Source organism: Marivita geojedonensis, from assembly GCF_002115805.1.
In the GTDB taxonomy this organism is placed as follows: domain Bacteria; phylum Pseudomonadota; class Alphaproteobacteria; order Rhodobacterales; family Rhodobacteraceae; genus Marivita; species Marivita geojedonensis.
Genome location: NZ_JFKC01000002.1, coordinates 157,995 through 181,321, shown reverse-complemented (window position 1 = coordinate 181,321; position 23,327 = coordinate 157,995). Strand labels below are relative to the sequence as shown.

Sequence of the window (23,327 nt, the reverse complement as noted above, 5' to 3'; positions counted from 1 at the left end):
ACCCGCCTCAGTGCGGGAATGGCCAGATAATCAGTTTTTCACGGATCAGGCGCCAAAGCTGGTTCAATCCGTGAGGCTCGATAATCAGGAAGAAGATGATCAGGCCGCCAACGATCATCACGTTGATATGTTCGATCAGGGCAGAGTCGATGCGGAAGCCTTGAAGCTGCGCGTAGCCGTAGATCAGCGTCACCGCGCCAAAGCCGATGGCGGCGCCCACGCCCCACAGGCTGCGCGCCACCCAGAAAAGGAAGGTTGCAGCCGCGATCAGTGCGACCAGCAGGATGGCGGACGGCGTCGAGATTTCGAACACCTGCGTGCCGGCGACGACGTTGAGCACAACCGGCAGACCCACGATCAGGATCGCGCCAAGGTAGTTGCCCATGATCGATCCAAGACCACCGATGATGGCGATGAAGAGCACCTGGAAGGACAGCGGAATGTCGAACACGTTGGGTTCGGCGGCCCCCTTCCACATGAAGACGTACAGCGCGCCAGCCACCCCAACCACGTAGGACGACACGGCAAAGGCGGTCAGCTTGGATTTCATCAGGTTGATCCCGATAAGTTCCGCCGCGATGTCCATGTCGCGTGTGGCTTTCCACGTGCGGCCAAGGTTGCCGCGGGTCAGGTTGATGCACAGAAGCGTCAGCAGCGTGACCACGAAGAGCACGATGTAATACTCGGTCACCGAAGCCGCCTGTGGGCCGGACACGAAGACGCCGAACATCTCGAGGTTCGGCACCTGGATCGCGCCGGAAGCGTTGTAGTTGTAGAGCCACGCCCATTTCTCGAACAGCCAGACAAGGAAGAACTGCGCAGCCAGCGTGGCAATGGCGAGGTAGAACCCTTTGATCCGCAGGCTGGGGATGCCGAAGACCACACCGATCCCGGCGCTGAACACACCCGAAAGCAGGATCGCCACGATCGGGTTCATCCACGGCATCAGCGTGACCATCTTGTAGCACGCATAGGCCCCAACGCCCATGAAGGCGCCGGTCCCGAGGCTGAGCTGGCCCGCAAATCCGGTGAGGATGTTCAGACCCATCGCAGCCAGCGCGTAGATCAGGATCGGGATCAGCAGGGTCTGGAAGGTGAATTCCGACGCAGTGAGCGGGAACACAATCCAGGCGAGCGCCAGAATGATCCCCAGCAGAAACGCGTCCTGCTTCACCGGGAACAGGGCCTGATCAGCGATGTAGCTCGTCTTGAACTGGCCAGCCGTGCGGTAGAGCATCAGGCGGTCTCCTCTTCCTTGATCGTCACGCGATTGCGTGGTTTGGCGTAGCCGGTGGCCTCACTGTGACGGATAAGCCAGAAATAGGCCCAGAGCCCCAATGCACCGCCAAGCGCCGCCAAAAGGATGGCGACAAGCGTCTGGCTGCCCGCCTCTGACCCGCTCGACAGGGCAAGGTATCCGAAGGCCCAGAAGCCGGACCATGCGATGACGTTCAGAATTGCGATCAGCTTTGCCATGTCTTGTCTCTCGTTTGATGCGTGATCCTCACGCACCGATGGTGGTAGGTGTCGAACAGCGCGCCCCGCGCTGCGCTAGACCCGTTCGATGATCCGTTCTCCGAACAGACCCTGCGGACGGAAGAGCAGCACGATCAGCGCCAGCACGAAGGCGAACCATGTCTCGGTGTTGCCTCCAAGCAGCGGCTGACCCCAGTAAATCTCGAACAGTTTTTCCAGAATGCCGATCATCAGACCGCCGACAATGGCCCCGGTGATCGATTCAAGCCCACCCAGCATCAGAACCGGCAGCGCCTTGTATGCGATCACTTCAAGCGCAAAGCTGACCCCGGCCCGCGCGCCCCAGGCAATGCCCGTGACCAGCGCGATGATGCCAGCGATGAACCAGACCAGAACCCAGATCGTCTGAAGGCTGATGCCGACAGACAGCGCCGCTTGGTGGTCATCGCCCAGTGCGCGGATGGCGCGGCCCATCTGGGTGTAGTTGAGGAAGGCCAGGAGCCCCAGCACCAGCAGCGTCGCAACGACCACAACGGTGATGTCGAGGTGCTGAAGGATCAGCAGGCCACCAAACGGCTCCAAGACAGTGTCGCCGGTCGGGATGCCTAGCTCTTCGGTGATCATGACCTTGTTTTCGCCGCCGAAAATCGTCTCGCCAAAGCCGATGAGGAAGAGCGTGATCCCGATCGTCGCCATAAAGAGAATGATGTCGGGCTGGCCCACAAGGGGCCGCAGCACCACCCGTTCGATGGCCACCGCCAGCACGAACATGACCACGAGCGTCAGGCCCACGCTGATCCAGGCGGGAATGCCCATGGCGAACAGACCCACCAGCGTCAGGGCGGCGAACACCACCATGATACCCTGCGCAAAGTTGAAAATGCGGCTCGAGCGGAAGATCAGGACAAAACCTAGCGCGATCAGCGCGTAGAGGATGCCTGACACCAGACCTTCCCAGAGCACCTGCATCAGGAAATCCGGTGCGGTGAACATGTCCACGAAGGGCGCGATGAAAATGTCGTTCAGCATGTCTGCTCCCTCAATGCGGCACGCCAAGATAGGCGTCGATCACATCCTGATTGTTGCGCACCTCGTCCGGGGTGCCGTCGCCGATCTTCTTGCCGTAATCCATGACGACCACACGGTCGGAGAGGTCCATCACGACCCCCATGTCATGCTCGATCAGGCAGATCGTGGTGCCGAATTCGTCGTTCACGTCGAGGATGAAGCGGCTCATGTCCTCTTTCTCTTCGACGTTCATCCCGGCCATCGGTTCGTCCAGCAGCAGGATCGACGGCTCTGCCGCCAGCGCGCGTGCCAGTTCGACCCTTTTCTTGAGACCGTAGGGCAGACGGCCCACCGGGGTTTTGCGGATGTTCTGGATTTCAAGGAAATCGATCACCCGCTCGACCTTTTCGCGGTTTTCCATTTCCTCGTCGCGGGCCTTACCCCACCAGAGCGCCTGCGACGCGATCCCGGCATTCATGTGGGTCAGACGCCCGGTCATCACGTTGTCGAGCACCGTCATGCCTTCAAAGAGAGCGATGTTCTGGAAGGTCCGCGCAACGCCCTGGCGCGCGACCTCGAACGGCTTCATCGGCGGGCGTTTTGCACCCTTGTACCAGACCTCGCCTTCGGAAGGCGTGTAGAAGCCCGAAATGACGTTGAGCATGGACGATTTGCCCGCTCCGTTGGGACCGATGATGGCCCGCACCTCGCCTTCCCGGATGTCGAAGCTGATGTCCTGAATGGCCACAACACCGCCGAAGCGCAGAGTGATGTTGCGCATCTCCATCAGAGTGCCGCCGATCTGACGCCCGTCTGCGGTAACGTATCCTTCGGTGTCTTTCACAGCTCAACCCTTTCTGTTTCGACAAGAATTTTCGTACGAAAATTCTCGGTCGGCATAATCTTCGTACGAAGATTATGTGCGCACGCCATCATTCCGCCGCCATCCGCTGCGTCGTCGCCGGAACAACCTTGGCATCGCGGATTTCCAGCGTTGCCTTGATCTTGCCTTTGCGCCCATCCTCGTAGGTGACTTCTGTCTCTGTGTAGACCGAGGTCGATCCGTCATAGAGGGCGTTCACCAGATCCTCGAACTTTTCGCCGATGATCTTGCGACGCACCTTGCGGGTCCGGGTCAGTTCGCCGTCATCCGCGTCAAGCTCCTTGTGCAGGACGAGGAAGCGGTGCACCTGACAGCCCGACAGCATTTCGTCCTGAGCGATGCTCGCATTGACCTCTTCGATATGCGCCTGGATCGTGTCGAGCACCTGCTTGTGGCCGGCCAGTTCCTGATAGGACGCATAAGCGATGTTGTTGCGTTCGGCCCAGTTGCCGACCGCGGTCAGGTCGATATTGATGAAGGCGCAGCAGCGGTCACGCCCGGCACCGAACACCACAGCTTCGAGAATGTTGGGATAGAACTTGAGTTTGTTCTCGACATATTTCGGCGCGAACATCGCACCATCCGCCATCGCGCCCACGTCCTTCGCGCGGTCGATGATCCGCAGGTGGCCGGTGGCTTCTTCGATGAACCCGGCATCGCCCGTGGCGACCCAGCCTTCGGAATCCTTGGTATCCGCCGTCGACTCCGCGTTCTTGTAGTACTCGACGAATACGCCGGGCGAGCGGTAGAACACTTCACCATTGTCGGCGATACGGATCTCAACACCCGGTGACGGCACGCCAACCGTGTCCGACCGAACCTCGCCATCCGGCTGCTGGGTGATGAAAACCGACGCTTCGGTCTGACCGTAGAGTTGCTTCAGGTTGATGCCCAAAGACCGGTAGAAATCAAAGATTTCGGGGCCAATGGCCTCGCCCGCCGTGTAGCCGACCCGCACTTTTGAGAAGCCCAGCGCGTTCTTCAGCGGGCCATAGACCATCACCTCGCCCAGTTTGTATTTCAGCCGGTCCCAGAGCCCAACGCTGTGTCCATCGAGGATTGCAGGTCCAACTTTGCGGGCATGCTCCATGAAGTAATCGAAGGTCTTCTTCTTGAAGGCGCCACTGTCTTCCATGCGGATCATGATCTGCGTCAGCTGCGTCTCAAAAACGCGGGGCGGCGCAAAATAGTAGGACGGCGCGATTTCACGCAGGTCCGTCATCATGGTTTCCGGACTTTCCGGGCAGTTTACGCAGAAGCCCGACCAATACGCCTGACCTATGGAGAAGATGAAATCGCCCACCCAGGCCATCGGCAGATAGGCCAGCACCTCGTCATCGGCCCGCAGGTGATCAAACTCCGACGACGCCTTGGCTGTCTCAATGATATTGCGGTTGGACAGGACCACACCTTTGGGCTTGCCCGTTGTACCCGAGGTGTAGAGCATCACGCAGGTGCTGTCGTAGTCCAGCTTGGCCCGCCGCGCCTCGAGCTCCTTGATGAACTCGTCATAGGCCGCGCGGCCCTGATCCTGAACGTGGCTGAACTGGTGCAAGCGCGTATGATCGTATTTCCGCAGACCGCGTGGGTCGAGGTAGATCATGTGCTCGAACTGATGCAGGTCGTCCTGTATCTCGATGACCTTGTCGACCTGTTCCTGGTCGCCCGCGATCACGAAGCGCGCTCCGCAGTGGCCAAGCACGTATTCCATCTCTTCGGCAACCGCGTCCTGATAGAGCGGCACGGGGATCGCTCCGACTGACTGAGCGGCAACCATGGACCAATAGAGGTACGGACGGTTGCGTCCGATGATCGCGATGAAATCGCCTTCGTTCACCCCCAGGTTCAACAGACCCAGCGACAACGCTTCGATCTCCTGCGCCGTTTCGGCCCAGGTCCAGCTTTGCCAGATACCATATTCCTTTTCGCGGTAGGCCGGTGAGTTGCCATACCGCGATGCATTACGCGCCAAAAGCGCAGGAACCGAGCGCAGACCTTCTGCGCCCTCGGTCATGTGTGCCAAAGCATTTTCCTCCCTTTGCCCGGGCTTTCCCCGAACCGATCGCTTTTCGCGACTCTGTCTCAAGATTGGACAGAAGGCAGGTTGGGGGTCAACTTTTTCCTGAAGTTTTCTCAATCCTTACGAATTGTAACAGCGGCATCGGCAGGCTTTGCGCCGCGCCCGTCCGGTGCTAGCCAGAGGACCTAGGATTTCGTTTCGGACACCGTTCCATGCAAACCGACGCACTCATCCAGGCCGGGCTTAACCTGATCGGACAGGCGCTGTCGATCTATGACAGTGACCTGAAGCTCGCCGCCTGCAACGCGCGCTTTGCAGAGATGTTCGACTTGCCTCAGGAACTGACGCAACCGGGTGCTGATTTCGAGGACACCATCCGCCACCTTGTCGCCCGTGGCGAATATGGCGAAATCGATGATCCCGAAAGCTTTACCGCCGCCCGCGTCGAGCAGGCCAGCGCCTTCCAGCCGCACTACATGGAGCGTACCCGCGCAAATGGTCGGACCATCAGCGTCGAAGGCGCGCCTTTGCCACAGGGTGGCTGGGTCACCGTCTATACTGACATAACCGAAGTCAAATCCCAGGAACAACTGCTGAGAACCCGATCCGAAATGCTGTCGGAAGAAGTCCTTGCACGGTCGGAAGAACTGGCCGCAACGAACCGAAAACTGGGGGCGACCGTGTCCGCGCTGGAAGAAGCGCAGCGCGAACTCACCGAGATGGAGGCCCGCACCCGTCTCACAACCGAGATGATGCCAGCCCATATCGCTCATGTGGACAGTGCCGGGCGCTATACGTTTTCCAACCGCCGCCTGTCGAACGTGATGCCTGGGCGTCCATCGCAGATTGTCGGGCTTCATATCTCGGAAGCGCTGGGCCGTGACGCCTATGCCCGCGTTCTGCCACATCTGCAAATGGCACTTGCGGGTGACCCTTCGACCTTCGAGTTCACGGATACGATGAGTTCACGCCGCATCCGCGTTGCGTTTACTCCAGACGAATCCGAGAACGGCGTCTACATCCTGTCGATGGATGTGACCGAAGAAACGCAGGCGCGTGCCGCGCTGCAACAGACGCGTCGCCGGGAAATGGCGGCGCAATTGACCTCCGGCCTCGCGCACGACTTCTCGAACCTGCTGACCATCATCCTCGGGATGCAGTCGAAGCTCGCCCGGATGGATCTGCCATCCGACGCCGAACCGCTGATCACAGCCACCCTTCAGGCCGCGCGCCGAGGTGGCAATCTGCTCAATCGGATCGCAGATATTACGGCGCACCGGGCCTGGCGGCCGGAACCGCTCGATGTGGCGGGTTTTCTGTCGGATCTGCACACTCTGGCAGCTCCATCGCTTCCCGAAAGCATCACACTGAGGGTCGATTGCCCCATCAAGGAGCGCGCGCTCTTGGATGCTGGCCAGCTTCAGGACAGCCTTCTCAACCTGATCCTGAACGCCCGTGACGCCTGTAGAGAAACCGGTACGATCCATCTAACCGCGGTTGAAGTGCGCGATACATGGATCGACTTTACGGTTGAGGACACCGGCTCCGGTTTTTCCGACGATGCCCTGAAACACGCGCTCGATCCGTTTTTCACCACCAAGGGCGATGGTGGATCCGGATTGGGCCTGTCCATGGTCTATGATATGGCGAAGTTGGCAGGCGGGCAGCTTCGCATAGGCAATACCGCAACCGGAGCCCGCGTCACTCTGCGCCTGCCCCTGCGTCACGCAGCGCAGCATGTTGGCAATGAACTTGTTCTTCTGGTCGAAGACAGCCCCGATCTGCGCGCGACGATCCGTGAAATGCTGACAAGCCTCGGTCACAGCGTCATCGAAGCGACTTCCGTGGATGAGGCGCTCGCACTGGCGCAGGGTGTACCGGACATTGCCTTTGTGCTGTCGGACATTTCCCTGGAAGGACCGACACTTGGAACGGAACTGGTATCCGCCCTGCCGAACAAACCCGTTTATCTGATGACCTCGCTTCCCGGGTCCGACCCGCGCCATCAGGATGCGGTGGCGCGAACCGCCGTTCTGCCAAAACCCTTTTCGAAACCCGATCTGGCCACGTTCCTCGGCCATGAGGCCAATCCGACATGACGAAACCGCTGATCACCATCCTCGATGACGAGCCCGCGATCCGGACCATGCTGTCCGAAGCGCTGGAGGACGCCGGCTACGACACCCAGAGCTTTGCCCGCGCCGCAGAATTCGAAGCCGCGCTTCGCAGAAGCACGCCTGATGTCTGCCTTGTCGATCTGGGTCTGCCCGACCGCGATGGGTTGAGCCTTGTCCACCGGCTCGCACTTGAGCAAGGGGCCACCGTCATTATCATCTCGGGCCGCGCGCAGGTTCAGGACAAGATCACCGGACTCGAGCTCGGCGCCGACGACTACATCATCAAACCTTTTGACCCCGCCGAGGTCGTCGCCCGAGTGCGTGCCAGACTGCGTACCCGCGCCATCCCCGCACCGACAGGACAAACCGCACGGTTCAACGGCTGGACCGCGCATTTCGACCGCTACACACTTCAGGACGAAACCGGCGCGGAAACGCCGTTCTCCCATGCCGAAGGCGAGGTGTTGCGGCTGTTTCTCGAAAGCCCAAACCGGCTGATCACACGGGATTACATGCAGGACACATTGGGCGGTGCGGCGGGCGACAGTTTCGACCGCGCGATGGATGTGCGCATCTCGCGCCTGCGCACCAAACTGCGCGAAGACCCGAAAAATCCCCGTCTGATCAAAACGATCTACGGCGCTGGATATATCTTTCTGGGCGATGTCACGTGGACCTGACGCCAAGTCGGCTCGGACCCGACGATCCAGCATTGTCTGACGTGTTGTCCCTGATCCGCACGTCCTTTGCTTACATGGATGGGCGCATAGACCCGCCCTCTTCCATGCATCGCCTTACCCCTCAGGCGCTTGCAACCCAGGCTGAGACAGGAGAGATCTGGGTCATCGGCCAGCGGGCATTGGCGTGCGTGTTCCTGACCCCGAAAGCCGACTGCCTCTATCTTGGCAAGCTTGCCGTTGCTGCTGAAGCCCGAGGACAAGGGTTGGCCCATCGCCTCGTGCAACTCGCCGAAGAGCGGGCGCGGGCACTGCATCTTCCCCGCATCGAGGTGCAGACCCGCGTTGAACTGACAGAGAACCATCTCGCATTTACGGCAATGGGGTTTCGCGAGATCGGTCGAACCACACATGATGGGTATACCCGGCCAACATCGATCACGTTCAGCAAAGCCGTTCAGGATCAGATCCCAAGCGCCCCACGTATCGCTGGCAGCGCAGCCGCCGCCACGATGCCCACCACCGCCGCAACGGCAAACCGCAGCCAGAACCGCTCGAGCCGCGGAGCCAAAGCTCCCAGACTACCGCACACCAGAGCGTAAAACGCCATCGCCGTGAGATCCATCCGCACCCCCTATCCAGTCTTGACGGAGGGTACCATGAAACGCCCGGTTATCCCAAAGCGTCCACCGCGCGTGCCAAGACATTCAACCCGGTCACCAGATCGGCCTCGTCCGTGTCTTCGCCAAAGGCATGGCTGATCCCGCCGATGGAGGGCACAAACAGCATCGCGACCGGCATCAGTTTCGACACGTTGGTCGCATCATGGAGCGCGCCTGACGGCATGCTCCGCCACCGCCCCGGCACCTCGGCCACTGCCGCACTTTCGAGTGCACCGCGCAAGCGGGCGTCCATATCCACCGGCTCCAAGCCCAGCATCGGCCCGAAACTCAGATCGAAGCCGCGCTTTGCAGCCACCTCTTCAGCGGTCTCGCGGATGATGGCTTCCATTCGCTTCAACCGGTCCGCATCGCCATCGCGCCACTGCATCGAAAACGTGACCTTTCCCGGCACGATCGACGACGCGTTCGGATGCAGCGCAACATGCCCGATGGTCCAGACCGTGGCTGGCGTGACCACATTGGCGAACCGCTCTGCAATCAGCGTATTGAACCGCGACAGCGCCTGAAACGCATCGCGCCGCCCCTGCATCGGGGTCGTGCCCGCATGGTTCTGCTCGCCGACAAAGGTGATCTTCATATCACGGATGCCGACGATGGCATCGACCACACCAATGGCTTCACCTTCGCGGTCCAGCACCGGACCCTGCTCGATATGCATTTCGAGAAACCCGCTGAATCGGCTGGGGTCGACAAACCCCTCCGACCGCCCCGGCATCCGCGCCCGCGCGTCCGCAAAGGTCACGCCGTCCCGGTCCGTCAATCCGTCTGCCTTCGCCAAAGGCAGGTTCCCGGACCAGACAGCCGACCCGGTTGTTACGCCGAACCGGCCTTCCTCATCCTCGAATGATACGACAGACACCGCTGGACCACCTGCCTCGACCGAGGAACGTGCCACCTCCAGCGCCGCAATCACACCCAGCGCGCCGTCGAGCCAACCGCCCTCTGGCTGGCTGTCGGAATGGGATCCCATCAAGAGCGACCGACCCTCGGCCAGACCAAACACGGACCCGACCGGATCGACATGCACCGCAAGGCCAGCCTCGCGCATCCGCTCTGCCAACCATGCGCGCGCCGCAATATCGGCATCGGAATAGGCCGGTCGCACAACCCCTTTGCCGACACCCGCCGCGCCAAAACTCCGCAACATGTGCAGGTCCGCCAAAAATCGCTCCGGGTTCACAGGCAACATGACCCTGTCCCTTTTTCTCTTTCCAAATACGCAAATCCGACCGCGATACAGGCAGCAGCCCCGCCAATCGGGTCACCTCACCAAAACGCAGATCGGCCACGGGGTGCAAGCCCGTGGCCGAGAAAACCTGCGTGCGTCAGCGCTCGATAAGGCTTATTCGGCCGCCACCGCACCCGCATCCGCCGCTTCGACACGAACCGCCGAGAACTTGAATTCGGGGATCTTGCCGTAGGGGTCGAGCGCCGGGTTAGTCAGGATATTCGCCGCCGCTTCGACATAGGCAAACGGCAGGAACACCATGTCCGGCGCCACCGCGCGATCGGCACGGGCCATCACCACAACAGACCCACGCTTGGTCGTCAGGCGAACATGCCCACCGGGTTCGACGCCCAGCTTGCGCAGCGTGCTCGGATGCAGCGAACAGTTCGCCTCCGGCTCCACCGCGTCCAGCACCGCAGATCGCCGCGTCATCGACCCGGTGTGCCAATGCTCCAACTGCCGCCCTGTGGTGAGGATCATCGGGTAATCCGCATCCGGCACATCGTCAGGCGCGATCACGGACGCAGGCGTGAACCGCGCGCGGCCCTGTGGGCGGGGGAAGCCATCGCCGAACACGATCGGCTGGCCGGGGTCCTCGGGCGACAGCGAGGGATAGGTCACCGCGTTTTCCCGCGCCAGACGGTCCCAGGTGATGTTTTCCAAAGACCGCATGTTCAGCTTCATCTCGGCAAACACATCGGCGGGACTGTCATACCCCCACTCCATCCCACAACGCCGCGCGAGTTCCGTGGTGATCGCCCAATCCTCGCGCGCCTCACCCGGAGGCGTGACAGCAGGACGACCCATCTGCACCTGACGGTTGGTGTTCGTCACCGTGCCAGACTTTTCGGCAAAGGCCGACGCCGGCAGGATCACGTCGGCATAGTTGGCCGTCTCGGTGAGGAAAATGTCCTGCACCACAAGATGATCGAGCTTGGCCAAAGCATCCCGCGCATGTTCCACATCGGGGTCCGACATTGCCGGGTTTTCGCCCAGAATATACATCGCCTTGATGTAACCCTCGTGGACCGCGTCCATGATCTCGGTGACGGTCAGGCCCTTCTGGTTCGAGAAATCCTCCGAACCCCAGACCTCGGTAAACGCGGAACGCACGCCGTCATCCATGACCGACTGGTAATCCGGCAGGAACATCGGGATCAGCCCCGCATCCGACGCGCCCTGCACGTTGTTCTGCCCGCGCAGCGGGTGCAGCCCGGCACCGGGGCGGCCCACATGCCCGGTCATCAGCGCCAGGGAAATCAGGCAGCGCGAATTGTCCGTACCGTGGATGTGCTGGCTGACACCCATGCCCCAGAAGATCATCCCGGCCTTGCCCCTGGCAAAATCACGCGCCACCGCGCGGAGGGTCTCGGCGTCAATGCCGCAAATGTCGGCCATCTTCTCGGGCGCGAAATCCGCCAGATGCGCCTTCTCGGCCTCCCAGTTCTCGGTATAGGCCTCGATATACTGGCGGTCGTAAAGCTCTTCCTCGACGATCACATGCATGATCGCGTTCAGCATCGAAACGTCCGCGCCGGGGCGGAATTGCAGCATGTGCGTCGCGTGGCGCTTGAGTGCCTGACCGCGCGGGTCCATGACGATCAGCTTGCCGCCACGCTTGGCGAACTGCTTGAAATAGGTCGCCGCGACGGGATGGTTTTCGATCGGGTTCGCGCCGATCACGATGGCCACATCGGCGTTTTCAATCTCGTTGAACGTGGCCGTCACAGCCCCTGATCCGACGTTCTCCAGCAGCGCCGCCACCGAGGACGCATGGCACAGCCGCGTGCAATGGTCGACGTTGTTGTGGCCAAAGCCCTGACGGATGAACTTCTGGAAAAGATACGCCTCTTCGTTCGTACACTTGGCCGACCCGAACCCCGCCACTTCGCGTCCCCGGCCCTTCAGCCCCTTGGCGGCAAAGTCCAGCGCTTCGTCCCATGTCGCCTCGCGGAACACCTCCTGCCAATTGTTCGGATCGACGTTCAAACCCTTGGCTGGCGCATCGGCGCGCCGGATCAGCGGCTTGGTCAGGCGATGGTCGTGGTGGATGTAATCGAAGCCAAAGCGCCCCTTGACGCAAAGACGCCCCTCGTTCGCGGGGCCATTGATGCCTTCGACATAGACAACCTTGTTGTCCTTTACCTTGAGCGAGACTTGGCAGCCCACGCCGCAGAATGGGCAGACGCTTGCTACTTCCTTGTCATAGTCCTGACTGTCACCCACCTGCGCGTCATCGAGAACGGTCGCGGGCATCAACGCGCCCGTCGGGCAGGCCTGCACACATTCGCCGCACGCGACACAGGTCGAGGCACCCATCGGATCGTCGAAGTCGAAGACCGGGTAGGCATCATGCCCCCGCCCTGCCATGCCGATCACGTCGTTGACCTGCACCTCGCGACAGGCGCGGACGCAGAGTCCGCACTGGATACAGGCATCGAGGTTCACGCGCATGGCAACATGGCTGTCGTCGAGAAGCGGGATCCGTTCCGCTTCCAAAGTCGGCAGACGGCTCTCCGTAACGCCGTTCAATTCGGCCATGTCCCAAAGATGCGAGGACTTGTCATGCGCCGCGTCGCGCTCGGGCTGGTCCGCCAGCAGCATCTCGACCACCATCTTGCGCGCCGACGTGGCACGGTGCGAGTCGGTCGTGACCACCATCCCTTCGACGGGTTCGCGGATGCAGGACGCGACCAGCGTCCGTTCGCCCTCGACCTCGACCATACAGGCGCGGCAATTGCCATCCGGGCGATAGCCGGGTGCCGGTTTGTGGCACAGATGCGGGATCACCAGACCCCGGCCATTGGCAACTTCCCAGATGGTCTCGCCCGGCTGGGCCTCGACCTCTTTGCCGTCCAGAGTAAAGCGGATCGTGTCAGTCATCGCGGTCTCCCTTGTCGGGGACAGTCTAACCGCAAATCGGGGCGGGCGTGGATCAACATTCCCGACACCTTGGCGCGGATTTGCGGCTGAGCCGTTTCCGATGCGAACAATTCTCTCGGAAGAGGCGCGGGAAGCCCTTTCGCTCAGAGCGCCGCAGCCCGCTCGAAGGCCGGTCTTGTCCGCAACCGCCGCAGGTAGTTGACCAGAGCCTCCGGCGCATCCGGGAACTTCGCGTTCCGCGCCCAGCCCAGACAATGCGCCAGGACGAAATCCGGCACCGTCGGTTGATCCCCGGCAAGGAAGTCCGAGGTCAACTCACCGGCAATCCGTTCAAGGTTCTGGGCAAACTCCGCTTTAAGACTGTCCTTCACCTCCGGCACACGCTGGTCCTCTGGCAGGATGAAACTGTGCCGCGCCGCAGTCCAGAGCACGGAATCCACCTCGTCCAGCACGCGGAAGGTCCACGCATCCTGCCGCGCCCGTGCCACCGTGCCCGCCGGGTGCGTAAACGCGCCGTGCTTGTCCGCCAGATAGGTCAGGATCGCCGTCGAATCGGCGATTACGTCGTCCCCATCCACCAGCACCGGCACCTTGCCCAAGGGACTGACCGCGCGCACCTCGTCAGAACGCGGGGCTGCCGGGACATGCTCATATGGCACGCCCAATTCCTCCAGCAGCCACAAAGGCCGAAACGCCCGTGTCGCGCGATTGCCCACCAGTTTGTACATGTCCGTCCTCCCAAAACCGGGCCTCTGCCCGGCAAACCTTATCTGCGTCCCAGCATCGCCAGCCGGATGAAGGCCCGCTCCACAATTGCCAGCGCTGGCCCGTGCTGCCCGGCCGAGCGCAGCGACAGGTCGGTTTCCAACAGCATCTGCAAGGCCTGTTCGAGCCGATACATGCCCCATCCGGACGCCTGCCGCGACATGCGATCCCGGCGCGGGCCGAACACCGGCGGACGCAACCGTGTGATCCCCTGCCCGACGCCACCAGGATCAGAGGCCGCCGTGTGCAGCGCCCGGAAATGGCGGGTCGCCATGATGAGCAGCGTCACCGCCGCCGTGCCCTGCGCCTCAAGCCGTGCCATCACCGGGCCAATCTCGCCAGTGCGCCCCTCGGCCACGATGTTGAGCACGTCGTCCAGGTCGGCCTCTGTCGAACCCGGCGCGCAGAGCGCCACCTCGTCCGGCGAGAGCGGCGCGTCATCCCCCAGCTTATAGAGCGCGATCTTTTCGAGCGTCTGGCGGAAATCGCCCGGGTCCAATTCCTTCGACAGCGAGGTCAGCATCTCCATCGCTGCGCCATCGGGGCGGGCTAAACCTGCGCGGGTCAATTCCGCCTCGATCTCGGCCCGGCTGGGCGGATCGTTATAGAGCGCCGCCGCATAGGCGTTTGGATGCCCTTCAAAGAGCTTGCGCAGCGCGGACTTGGCCTGCAACTGCCCCGCCGTCACTACGATCTGCGCATCGCCCGGTTGCCAATCTTCAACCGCTGCCGCAATGGGCTTGATCACCGTGTCATTTGCATCTTCGACAAAAGCCGCGCGGGCGCCGGGAAAGAACCCCACCGCCTTGATTGCATCGCCCAGCAAAGCGGGTTCCTTGCGCAACTCTGCCGCCGGAATCCGCGTGAGCCGCATTTCGGCCTCGCCCTCCGGCCCGATCAGAGCCGCAATCAACTCCTGCCGCTTGAGCGCCACGCGCATCGCGTCTTCGCCATAGATCAGGATGCCGGTCTTGGCCGGATCCGGGCGGGCAAAATAGCCCGACGCCTCGCGCGGGGGCAGCTTCATTCGGGCAGACCGCCTGCCGAAATGACCAGACGGTCAACGATCTGATTCGCCAGAATCACCATCAATCGCGCTGCCGCATCACGTTCGGCGGCCAGTGTGGCGACAGTCGAACCGGTGGCGGAAAAGCCGGTGAAATCGGTCACGCGCCCTTGCCGGACCACGCTGTCCATCTCTTTGTCACGCAGCTCGAAATCCGCGCGACCCGTCAGTTGGAAACGATTGGTCGTCCCTTCGACCGAGGTCGCAAGTCCCTGCCGCTGGATTGTGGGTGTGACGGTCAGCACATAGCGCCCACCGTCATTTCGACCAAAACGATCTTCCAGCCGTTGCGCAATCAAGAACCCGTCGCGCCGTTCCGGGGCTGCGACACGCAGATTGTTCTGCAAAACCGACGCGCCGCCATCCGGCCCATATGCCGGCGTAAACCCGCAGGCCGCGCCCGCGACGAGCGCAGACAAAGCAAACAGCGTCTGGCGTCTATGCAACCACATTCACGATCCGACCCGGCACGACGATCACCTTCTTGGGACTCGCGCCATCCAGCGCGCGCTTCACACCTTCGGTCGCCAGCGCCAGCTTTTCAACCTCGGCTTTGTCCATGTCCTTGGGCACGGTGATTTCGTCACGGCGTTTGCCGTTCACCTGAATCGGCAGCGTGACGGTGTCTTCGACCAGCATCGCCTCATCGGCCACGGGCCACGGCGCATTGGCGACAAGGCCCTCGCCCCCCAGCAGCGCCCAGATTTCTTCGGACAGGTGCGGTGTCATCGGCGACATGAGCTGCGCCAGTGTCTTTGCCGCCTGCCGTTTCGCATCCGACCCGGCTTTGGATTTAGCCAGTGTGTTTGTGAAAGCGTAGAGCTTTGCAATCGAAGCGTTGAACCCGAAGCTTTCCACGCCACCGGTTACGTCGTGGATCGCTTTGTGCATCTCGCGCAGAAGGGTTTCGTCTTCGGTGTTGGCAGCGTCGTCAGCATCGGCCACCTCGGCAGCAATCCGATGGACCCTGGCAAGGTGCTTGGCCGCCGCCTCGGCGCCGGAAGCTGTCCACTCCACGTCCCGTTCGGGGGGCGAGTCGGACAGCACGAACCACCGTGCGGTATCTGCGCCGTATTGCTGGATGATCGCCACCGGATCGACCACGTTGTTCTTCGACTTCGACATTTTGGCCGAAGGGATGATCTCGACCTCGGTGCCGTCTTTCAGGAAGCCTTTGCCGTCGCGCAGTTCCACGTCTTCCGGGTAGTGATAAACGGGGCGTCCATCCGTGCCGGTGGTCTTGTAGATCGCGTGAGTGACCATGCCCTGCGTAAAGAGCGCGTTGAACGGCTCCTTGCAGCGTTCCGGCAGGTGTCCGGTGATGTACATGGCGCGCGCAAAGAAGCGCGAATAGAGCAGGTGCAGGATCGCGTGTTCGATGCCGCCGATATACTGGTCGACATTCATCCAATACTCCGCATCCGCCATATCCGTCGGCGTATCCGCACGTGGCGCGGTGAAGCGGGCAAAGTACCAGGACGAATCGACAAACGTGTCCATCGTGTCGGTTTCCCGCTTGGCGGGTTGGCCACAGGACGGGCACGGGCAATTGCGCCACGACGGGTGACGATCCAGCGGGTTGCCGGGGATCGAGAAGTCGATGGGCTTGCCATCCTCGTCATAAGGAAGCGCGATCGGAAGGTTTTCTTTCTTCTCCGGGACGACGCCGCAGGCATCGCAATGCACCACCGGTATCGGACAGCCCCAATAGCGCTGGCGGCTGAGACCCCAGTCACGCAGGCGGAACTTGGTTACGCCATGGCCGACGCCGTTCTCTTCGCAGAAGCCGATGGCCGCTTCGATGGCATCGTTCCCGGTCTGCGCTTCTTCGCCAGCAAAGCCACGGACATAGCGCACGGTTTCGGGCTTGGGCGGCACATAAGCCGGGCCACCGTCTTCGGGCAGGATGAACGCATCCTCACCCGTCGCAGGCACGAAGGTGCTCTGCACCGGCAGGTCGTATTTCCGCGCGAAATCAAGGTCGCGCTGGTCATGCGCCGGGCAGCCGAAGATCGCACCGGTGCCATAATCCATCAGGATGAAGTTGGCGACATAGACCGGCAATTCCCACGCGGTATCAAAGGGATGGCGGACGCGCAGCCCGGTGTCGAAACCGCGCTTCTCGGCCTTCTCCAACGCCTCTTCCGTGGTTCCACCTTTGCGGCACTCTGCATTGAACGCGGCCAGTTCGGCGTTGTCCTTTTCCAGATGCTTGGCGAGAGGATGGTCGGGAGAAATGCCGACAAACGACGCGCCCATCAATGTGTCGGGACGGGTCGTGTAGACCTCGATCCGGTCAAACCCATCCGGCGCGTCAATCGTCGAGAACGCAAACTGAAGGCCACGGGATTTACCGATCCAGTTCGCCTGCATCAACTTCACCTTGGCGGGCCAATCGTCCAGCGTATCCAAAGCGTCCAGCAGTTCTTCAGACATATCGCTGATCTTGAAGAACCACTGCGTCAGCTCGCGCCGCTCCACTTCGGCACCCGAGCGCCAGCCCTTGCCGTCGATCACCTGTTCGTTGGCGAGAACGGTCATATCCACCGGATCCCAGTTCACCACCGCGTTCTTGCGGTAGACCAGCCCGGCCTCCAGCATGTCGAGGAACAGCGCCTGCTGCTGGCCGTAATATTCCGGATCACACGTCGCGAACATGCGCGACCAGTCGAGACCGAAGCCCAAAGGCTTCATCTGGCTGACCATCGTGTCGATGTTGGAATAGGTCCAATCCTTCGGGTGCCCGCCCGACGCCATTGCGGCGTTTTCGGCCGGCATCCCAAACGCGTCAAATCCCATCGGATGCAACACGTTATGCCCGGTGGACAGCTTGTAGCGCGCGATCACGTCGCCCATCGTGTAGTTGCGCACATGGCCGATATGGATGCGGCCTGACGGGTAGGGGAACATCTCGAGCACGTAGTATTTCGGCTTGTCGTCCGACCGCACGGCGCGGAACGTGTTCTGCTCTTCCCAGGCAGCCTGCCATTTCGGCTCAATGACAGAAGGGTCGTAACGCGACATGGGCATGTCCTCGTGGTGTTCAATGACGTGTTGCAGCGCGTGATAGGACGATGCTGCGCGATGGTCCAGTCCCGCCGCTCTGCCATTGGCGGGCATTGATGCAACAGACATCGAGCGCGCAAAGACCCCGCCGGATCTATGTGCGGCGTTGTGATTGATCCGAATTGCCTCCATACAGAGCGCGTTGCCTTCGTTTGTCACGGCGTTTTCGTATGAACATTTTGTTGATTCACCAAAACTTCCCCGCTCAGTTCAAGCACTTGGGTCCCGCCCTTGCAGAACGCGGCGATCAGGTTGTGGTGCTGACCCCTCGGGTCAAGGAGCCAACCAAATGGAAAGGGATCAACGTTCTACCCTATACCGTAAAGGGATCGACAACGCAGGGCGTTCACCCGTGGCTCGCTGATTTCGAAACGAAGATACTGCGTGGGACAAGCTGCTTTGAGGCGGCTCTCGCTCTGAAAGAGCGTGGCTTTGTCCCCGATGTGATCCTCGCCCACCACGGCTGGGGCGAAAGCCTGTTCCTCAAGGATGTCTGGCCGGATGCGCGTTTGGGACTTTATTGCGAGCTCTATCATCGGTCGAGCAAACACGAGACAGGCTTCGACCCCGAATTCCCAAGCCCGACACCCGGACGCGACGCGCTGCGTCTGCGGATGAAAAACCTTAACAACCGCCTGCACGAAGAGGTGATGGATGCGGGCCTCAGCCCGACGCAGTATCAGGCGGGCACCTATCCGGACGCGTACCAGTCGCGGATCACGACATGTCACGACGGGGTCGATACCAATGCGATTGTCGCCAATCCGGATGCCAAACTACAGCTTCCTGATGGGCGCGAGGTGACACCGAGGGATGAGGTGATCACCTTCATCAACCGCAATCTCGAGCCCTATCGCGGATACCACATCTTCATGCGCGCCCTGCCCGACCTGCTGCGCCGCCGACCCAATGCGCAGGTGGTGCTGCTGGGTGGCGACGAAACCAGCTATGGCGCGAAGCCACCACAGGGCCAGACCTGGAAACAGATCTTCATTGATGAAGTCCGCCCGCAGATCCCGGATCAGGACTGGGCCCGCGTTCACTTCCTGGGGCGCGTTCCCTACCCGACGTTCCTGTCGATGATTCAGGTCAGCACGGTGCATGTCTATCTGACCTACCCATTTGTCCTGTCCTGGTCCCTGATCGAAGCGATGAGTGCCAAATGCGCCATTGTTGCCTCTGATACCGCGCCGGTGCGGGAGGCCATCATCGGTGGGCAGACCGGTGTTCTTGTGGACTTCTTCGACAGGGAAAGGCTCGTCGAGGAAACCTGCGCTCTTCTCGACTCACCCGAACGGCGCGATTTCCTGGGGTCAAACGCCCGCCGATTCGCCAGAGAGCGCTACGATCTCAAACGGGTGTGTCTGCCAAGGCAGCTGAAATGGGTTGACGACCTCGCCGCCACTCATCCCGTGCGGCACCCCAGAGACTGACCATCTTCGGCACAGCCGACCCAAGCCATTGGCGCTCGGGGCACACCTTCGAAAAATCAGAAACCGCTGTCCTGCTGTCGCAGCTGCCGCGCCCGCGTCAGGATCGCATCCTCAACCGCCCGCACGGTGGCCGCGCTGACTGGACCGGACCGGGTCATCAGCGCGATGTTCAGGGACCGCGCATCCAGCGCAGGATCGTTCACCAGAATGGTTGCCCGATAGGCACGGCCGCCACCCGGCGGCGTTCCATACCCGGTGGTGATCACGCCTGTGAACGGATCAACCGATTGAACCGGAAGGAAATCAAGCGTCTCGAGAGCAGCGTTCCAAATATACTTGTTAACCGCGCCCACCTGTCCGGCGTCATTGCGATTCCGGAAGAAATCGAACAGCGAGGACTGCGCCCTGTAGGGGCGGCGTTGTTCCTGGATTTCATCCATGATCTCCTGTGCCGGTCGTGTCTCGACCGGTTCGCGGTCTTCCGACCCGCCGAAAAACCCACAGCCTGAAACAAACGCACCTATAAGGGCAACGCCTAAACCTGTCCTGAAACGTGTAAGGTCCATAAGAGACTGCCCTCGTTTGCCTGTTTGCCTCTTGCTTTGCATACAAGCCGATCCCTATCCCGACAAGCCGAACTTGTCTTTGCACAATAAGCCTGTGTTCTTTCAAAGGGAAAAGCCCGGAACAAACCTTGTGGCAAATGAGCATCACAGATGGCGAAGTTGGGAAAGGGGGGTCACCTTGGCTTGCAAACATGACCCGCCAAAGAGCATAGAGTTTCCAGCTAATCCGGACCTTCCGGTTTGGTACGTGCCTTACGAACACATGAGGGAAAAAATGAAAACTCTTCTTCTTGCTTCCACCGCGCTGGTTGCAACTGCTGGCATCGCAGCAGCCGAAGTTTCGATCTCCGGTTATGCAGAAATCGGCATCATCGGCGGCGACAAGTACGCAACTGACCAGTGGCACACCGACATCGACGTCACATTCGCAATGACCGGCGAATCCGATGGTGGTCTGGCATTTGGTGCATCCGTTGACCTCGACGAAAACGGTGCATTCGGCAACACTACCCAGGGTGGCGAAACATACTTCCTGTCGTACGGCGGCCTGCGCCTCGACATGGGTGACACCGATGGCGCGCTCGACGCGGTCATGAAGGAAGTGAACTTGGCCGGTGCATCGATCGCGGACGACGAGACTTCGCATGCTGGTTTCAATGCCAACTCCGGTCTCGACGGTCAGTTTGATGGCCAGATTGCTCGCGTGTCCTACTCCGCGGCAGGTTTTGCAGCTCATATGTCGGCTGAAATCGACGACACGGGTGCTCAGGATCCGATCTGGGGTCTTGGTGTTCGCTACTCCACCGACTTTGGCGGTGCATCGCTTGGAATTGGTGTGGGCTTCCAAACTCAAGAGGATATCGCTGACCTCGTGGGTGTGAGCCTCGATGTTGCCATGGCTAACGGCTTCTCCGCTGGTATCAACTACACCCAGGCTGACATCGAAGGTGGGCCGGATGATGCAACGCACATGGGCATCGGTGTCGGTTACACCATGAACGCACTGTCCATCGGTGTGAACTACGGCGAATACGATGATTGGGCCGTCGGTGGCATCGGTGATAGCTCCGGCTGGGGCCTTGCGGCTACCTACGATCTGGGTGGCGGACTCGCCGCTCACTTGGGTTACGGTTACAGCGATGACGGCAACGACAACACCAGCGATAGCTACTCGCTGGGTCTGTCGATGAGCTTCTAATAGCTCATAGCCAGATTTGATTAAGGGAAGAGCGGGCCTTGTGCCCGCTCTTTTCTTTTCGGGATGGGCCGAGTAGCTAAAGGCAAAAGGCCGAGGCTCCGATGCAGAACAACCCAGCACTCGCAATCAAAACGACCTATGACAAGGCCCTCGCACTTGCGCGGGACGGGAACGATCTGCAGGCCGCCGCGTTGCTCGATGGACTGTTGCTGCAAGCCCCAAACCTTCCTGAGATCCATTACCAGCGGGCGCGTATCGCCGCCCGCCTGGGAGATCAGGACAAACGGCTCAGCGCCATCGACCGTGCTGTCGCGCTCCGACCCTCCGAACAGGCGATCCTGACGGAAGCCATTGCCGCACATTCCGCCGCCGGAAACCACGAGACCGTTCTGTCACTCTATGACAAACAAATCGCTCTCGATCCGAAGGCCATCAAACCGCAGGCGGAAAAGGCGCTTTATCTCCAAACTGCCGGTCAGTTCGATGAATCGGAAAAACTCCTCCGGAAGCTGCAGAAAAAACACCCGTACGATGCCGAGCTGTACCGGATGCTTGCCACAACCATTCGGATCAAGCCAAACGATCCTATGATTGGCGCTATGCGGCGATTGGCAAATCATCCACGCCTGTCGGCCACGGGGCGCATGCATATCAACTTCGCGCTGGCCAAGGCTATGGAGGATACCAAGAACACCTCGAAAGTGTTTCCGCATCTTCGCCTCGCGAACAAGGCACAGGCCGATCTCTGGCCTGATGACCCCGAGGTCCGAAAGGCCGAACGTGACGGTGTTCTGAAGGCGCAGGACGGTTTGCGTCCGCTGCAGGATGCCAAAGGAACAGACCCGGCGTTGATCTTTGTGACGGGCCTGCCCCGTTCCGGGACAACTCTGGTAGAGCAGATCATAGCCAGCCATAGCCGGGTACACGCTGGCGGCGAGATGGCGACAGCTTTGCGCTGTGCCTATGCCAGTTTTGGCACTGGTGCCGACATGCGCCCGCTTGCCGAGGAGCCGTCAGAACACTTCAAGGCTTTCATCGGTCTTCTCGGGCGCGCCAACGTGCCTTTTGTCGATCAGACGAAACCCTGTCTGACGGACAAATCCATCATGGCTTTCATGATTTACGGCCTGTTACACGCGACGCTCCCAAACGCGCGCTTCATCGTTGTGCACCGCGATCCACGCGACATCGCGCTGTCGATCTACAAGAACCACTTCAAGGGCGGCACGCATCGCTATGCCAACGACCTCGCGACGATCGCCGAAGTCATCAAAGCATTCCGGCAGGTCATCAGCCACTGGCGCGACACGCTTCCAGACCGCTTTGCCGAAGTCCGGTACGAAGATCTCGTATCGGACCCCGAGCTTCAATCACGCAGGGTGATTGAAGCTGCAGGTCTTGAATGGGAGGATGAGTGCCTCAACTTCCATGAGAAGGGCGGCACGGTCAAAACACTCAGCCTGCATCAGGTACGGCAGCCAATTTACAAAAGTTCGACCGCTGCGTGGCGCCGCTACGAAACCGAGATGCAACCCTTCATCGACGCCTGGGGAGACACACCATGGGATTGACAGAGATCGCCAACCGCATCGCCAAAGCTGCCACCGAAGCAGGCCGCGATCCGTCGGACGTCACCCTGATTGCCGTGTCCAAGGTTCAGCCGAATGAACGCGTCGAAGCAGTCCTCAAGGAAGGGCACCGAAGCTTTGGTGAGAACCGCGTGCAGGAAGCGGCCGGCAAATGGCCCGGTTTCCGCGAAACCTATGACGGCATCGACCTGCACCTTATTGGCCCTTTGCAAAGCAACAAGGCGCGTCAGGCATTCGAGCTTTTCGATGTCATCCACACGCTCGACCGGCCCAAACTGGCCAACACCTTTGCCCGACTGGCGCAGGAAATGGGCCACTGCCCTCCACTCTTCATTCAGGTGAACACCGGGGAAGAGCCGCAGAAAGCCGGGATCGCACCGGCTGACACGGACGCCTTCGTTTCCGAATGTCGCGCCCTCGATCTGCCCGTTCAGGGTCTGATGTGCATTCCGCCGGTGGACGAAACCCCTTCGCTGCATTTCGCTCTGCTGCGCAAGCTGGCTGACCGTAACGGCCTAAGCCAACTCTCCATGGGCATGAGCGACGATTTCCAACAGGCCATCGCCTTCGGTGCCACACATATCCGTGTTGGCTCTGCCCTGTTCGGCGAACGGGTTCCGCCCGCAGGATAGCGCAGCTTTTCCGTCGACAGAAAACCCGGATGCGTCG

The 23,327-nt window shown here is 60.8% G+C and carries 19 protein-coding genes; 7 read left to right on the top strand and 12 right to left on the bottom strand.

All coding sequences use genetic code 11. The features are described 5' to 3' along the window. Positions 1–7 precede the first annotated feature (7 nt). The 5 genes from MGEO_RS04020 to MGEO_RS04000 form a co-directional block, all read right to left on the bottom strand. Positions 8–1,237 carry a branched-chain amino acid ABC transporter permease gene (locus MGEO_RS04020; RefSeq protein ID WP_085635423.1) on the bottom strand — a complete coding sequence of 410 codons (1,230 nt, stop codon included), beginning with the start codon at positions 1,235–1,237 and terminating at the stop codon, positions 8–10. Further along, entirely contained in the window at positions 1,237–1,476 is a 240-nt protein-coding gene (locus tag MGEO_RS04015) for a hypothetical protein (protein WP_085635422.1), read from the bottom strand. The genes MGEO_RS04020 and MGEO_RS04015 overlap by 1 nt, the downstream gene beginning before the upstream one ends. Before the next feature lie 75 nt (positions 1,477–1,551). Next, positions 1,552–2,505 (bottom strand): branched-chain amino acid ABC transporter permease, encoded by a 954-nt coding sequence (locus MGEO_RS04010; protein WP_085635421.1) that lies wholly within the window; start codon positions 2,503–2,505, stop codon positions 1,552–1,554. Positions 2,506–2,515: 10 nt separating this feature from the next. Next, the gene (locus MGEO_RS04005; RefSeq protein ID WP_233139650.1) at positions 2,516–3,271 is read right to left on the bottom strand and encodes an ABC transporter ATP-binding protein; all 756 of its coding nucleotides are present in this window, start codon (positions 3,269–3,271) and stop codon (positions 2,516–2,518) included. Positions 3,272–3,416: 145 nt separating this feature from the next. Further along, complete coding sequence (locus MGEO_RS04000) at positions 3,417–5,381, bottom strand: AMP-binding protein (RefSeq protein WP_085635419.1); 1,965 nt, start codon at positions 5,379–5,381, stop codon at positions 3,417–3,419. 218 nt (positions 5,382–5,599) lie between these two features. Between MGEO_RS04000 and MGEO_RS03995 the strand changes: the two genes are divergently transcribed. The 3 genes from MGEO_RS03995 to MGEO_RS03985 are packed head-to-tail and all read left to right on the top strand — an operon-like array spanning position 5,600 to position 8,783. Further along, positions 5,600–7,486 carry a hybrid sensor histidine kinase/response regulator gene (locus MGEO_RS03995; RefSeq protein ID WP_085635418.1) on the top strand — a complete coding sequence of 629 codons (1,887 nt, stop codon included), beginning with the start codon at positions 5,600–5,602 and terminating at the stop codon, positions 7,484–7,486. Further along, positions 7,483–8,184 (top strand): response regulator transcription factor, encoded by a 702-nt coding sequence (locus MGEO_RS03990; protein WP_085635417.1) that lies wholly within the window; start codon positions 7,483–7,485, stop codon positions 8,182–8,184. Before MGEO_RS03995 ends, MGEO_RS03990 begins: the two co-directional genes overlap by 4 nt. A 41-nt stretch (positions 8,185–8,225) precedes the next feature. Continuing rightward, a complete protein-coding gene (locus MGEO_RS03985) occupies positions 8,226–8,783 on the top strand; it encodes a GNAT family N-acetyltransferase (protein WP_332908305.1) in 558 nt (185 codons plus the stop codon). Positions 8,784–8,853: 70 nt separating this feature from the next. Here MGEO_RS03985 and MGEO_RS03980 read toward each other — a convergent pair whose 3' ends face one another. The 6 genes from MGEO_RS03980 to leuS all read right to left on the bottom strand — a co-directional run bounded on the left by MGEO_RS03980 (position 8,854) and on the right by leuS (position 17,830). After that, complete coding sequence (locus MGEO_RS03980; protein WP_085635416.1) at positions 8,854–10,053, bottom strand: Zn-dependent hydrolase; 1,200 nt, start codon at positions 10,051–10,053, stop codon at positions 8,854–8,856. 153 nt (positions 10,054–10,206) lie between these two features. Continuing rightward, positions 10,207–12,975 (bottom strand): formate dehydrogenase subunit alpha, encoded by a 2,769-nt coding sequence (gene fdhF / locus MGEO_RS03975; RefSeq protein ID WP_085635415.1) that lies wholly within the window; start codon positions 12,973–12,975, stop codon positions 10,207–10,209. Positions 12,976–13,118: 143 nt separating this feature from the next. Next, entirely contained in the window at positions 13,119–13,703 is a 585-nt protein-coding gene (locus tag MGEO_RS03970) for a glutathione S-transferase family protein (protein ID WP_085635414.1), read from the bottom strand. Between the two features lie 38 nt (positions 13,704–13,741). Next, entirely contained in the window at positions 13,742–14,767 is a 1,026-nt protein-coding gene (gene holA / locus MGEO_RS03965; protein ID WP_085635413.1) for a DNA polymerase III subunit delta, read from the bottom strand. Then, entirely contained in the window at positions 14,764–15,258 is a 495-nt protein-coding gene (gene lptE / locus MGEO_RS03960) for an LPS assembly lipoprotein LptE (RefSeq protein WP_085635412.1), read from the bottom strand. Before lptE ends, holA begins: the two co-directional genes overlap by 4 nt. After that, positions 15,245–17,830 carry a leucine--tRNA ligase gene (leuS, locus tag MGEO_RS03955; protein WP_085635607.1) on the bottom strand — a complete coding sequence of 862 codons (2,586 nt, stop codon included), beginning with the start codon at positions 17,828–17,830 and terminating at the stop codon, positions 15,245–15,247. Before leuS ends, lptE begins: the two co-directional genes overlap by 14 nt. A 212-nt stretch (positions 17,831–18,042) precedes the next feature. On the opposite strand from leuS, the gene MGEO_RS03950 reads away from it, so the two are divergent. After that, the gene (locus tag MGEO_RS03950) at positions 18,043–19,305 is read left to right on the top strand and encodes a glycosyltransferase (RefSeq protein ID WP_085635411.1); all 1,263 of its coding nucleotides are present in this window, start codon (positions 18,043–18,045) and stop codon (positions 19,303–19,305) included. A 56-nt stretch (positions 19,306–19,361) separates the two neighbouring features. On the opposite strand, the gene MGEO_RS03945 is transcribed toward MGEO_RS03950, so the two are convergent. Continuing rightward, positions 19,362–19,871: a DUF3576 domain-containing protein gene (locus tag MGEO_RS03945; protein WP_085635410.1), complete on the bottom strand. Its 510-nt coding sequence runs from the start codon at positions 19,869–19,871 to the stop codon at positions 19,362–19,364. A 274-nt stretch (positions 19,872–20,145) separates the two neighbouring features. Here MGEO_RS03945 and MGEO_RS03940 point away from each other — a divergent pair, with 274 nt between their 5' ends. The 3 genes from MGEO_RS03940 to MGEO_RS03930 all read left to right on the top strand — a co-directional run bounded on the left by MGEO_RS03940 (position 20,146) and on the right by MGEO_RS03930 (position 23,290). Beyond that, the gene (locus MGEO_RS03940; RefSeq protein WP_085635409.1) at positions 20,146–21,069 is read left to right on the top strand and encodes a porin; all 924 of its coding nucleotides are present in this window, start codon (positions 20,146–20,148) and stop codon (positions 21,067–21,069) included. A gap of 101 nt (positions 21,070–21,170) precedes the next feature. Next, positions 21,171–22,640 carry a tetratricopeptide repeat-containing sulfotransferase family protein gene (locus tag MGEO_RS03935; protein ID WP_085635408.1) on the top strand — a complete coding sequence of 490 codons (1,470 nt, stop codon included), beginning with the start codon at positions 21,171–21,173 and terminating at the stop codon, positions 22,638–22,640. Then, positions 22,631–23,290, top strand: a complete 660-nt coding sequence (locus MGEO_RS03930; RefSeq protein WP_085635407.1) for a YggS family pyridoxal phosphate-dependent enzyme — start codon at positions 22,631–22,633, stop codon at positions 23,288–23,290. The genes MGEO_RS03935 and MGEO_RS03930 overlap by 10 nt, the downstream gene beginning before the upstream one ends. Positions 23,291–23,327: the final 37 nt, after the last annotated feature.

What these genes read in the sequence shown, in the direction of transcription:
- MGEO_RS04020 (WP_085635423.1), bottom strand. Translation starts at nt 1,237, where the DNA reads ATGCTCTACCGCACGGCTGGCCAGTTCAAGACGAGCTACATCGCTGAT.
- MGEO_RS04015 (WP_085635422.1), bottom strand. Translation starts at nt 1,476, where the DNA reads ATGGCAAAGCTGATCGCAATTCTGAACGTCATCGCATGGTCCGGCTTC.
- MGEO_RS04010 (WP_085635421.1), bottom strand. Translation starts at nt 2,505, where the DNA reads ATGCTGAACGACATTTTCATCGCGCCCTTCGTGGACATGTTCACCGCA.
- MGEO_RS04005 (WP_233139650.1), bottom strand. Translation starts at nt 3,271, where the DNA reads ATGGAGATGCGCAACATCACTCTGCGCTTCGGCGGTGTTGTGGCCATT.
- MGEO_RS04000 (WP_085635419.1), bottom strand. Translation starts at nt 5,381, where the DNA reads ATGACCGAGGGCGCAGAAGGTCTGCGCTCGGTTCCTGCGCTTTTGGCG.
- MGEO_RS03995 (WP_085635418.1), top strand. Translation starts at nt 5,600, where the DNA reads ATGCAAACCGACGCACTCATCCAGGCCGGGCTTAACCTGATCGGACAG.
- MGEO_RS03990 (WP_085635417.1), top strand. Translation starts at nt 7,483, where the DNA reads ATGACGAAACCGCTGATCACCATCCTCGATGACGAGCCCGCGATCCGG.
- MGEO_RS03980 (WP_085635416.1), bottom strand. Translation starts at nt 10,053, where the DNA reads ATGTTGCCTGTGAACCCGGAGCGATTTTTGGCGGACCTGCACATGTTG.
- fdhF (WP_085635415.1), bottom strand. Translation starts at nt 12,975, where the DNA reads ATGACTGACACGATCCGCTTTACTCTGGACGGCAAAGAGGTCGAGGCC.
- MGEO_RS03970 (WP_085635414.1), bottom strand. Translation starts at nt 13,703, where the DNA reads ATGTACAAACTGGTGGGCAATCGCGCGACACGGGCGTTTCGGCCTTTG.
- holA (WP_085635413.1), bottom strand. Translation starts at nt 14,767, where the DNA reads ATGAAGCTGCCCCCGCGCGAGGCGTCGGGCTATTTTGCCCGCCCGGAT.
- lptE (WP_085635412.1), bottom strand. Translation starts at nt 15,258, where the DNA reads ATGTGGTTGCATAGACGCCAGACGCTGTTTGCTTTGTCTGCGCTCGTC.
- leuS (WP_085635607.1), bottom strand. Translation starts at nt 17,830, where the DNA reads ATGTCGCGTTACGACCCTTCTGTCATTGAGCCGAAATGGCAGGCTGCC.
- MGEO_RS03950 (WP_085635411.1), top strand. Translation starts at nt 18,043, where the DNA reads ATGAACATTTTGTTGATTCACCAAAACTTCCCCGCTCAGTTCAAGCAC.
- MGEO_RS03945 (WP_085635410.1), bottom strand. Translation starts at nt 19,871, where the DNA reads ATGGACCTTACACGTTTCAGGACAGGTTTAGGCGTTGCCCTTATAGGT.
- MGEO_RS03940 (WP_085635409.1), top strand. Translation starts at nt 20,146, where the DNA reads ATGAAAACTCTTCTTCTTGCTTCCACCGCGCTGGTTGCAACTGCTGGC.
- MGEO_RS03935 (WP_085635408.1), top strand. Translation starts at nt 21,171, where the DNA reads ATGCAGAACAACCCAGCACTCGCAATCAAAACGACCTATGACAAGGCC.
- MGEO_RS03930 (WP_085635407.1), top strand. Translation starts at nt 22,631, where the DNA reads ATGGGATTGACAGAGATCGCCAACCGCATCGCCAAAGCTGCCACCGAA.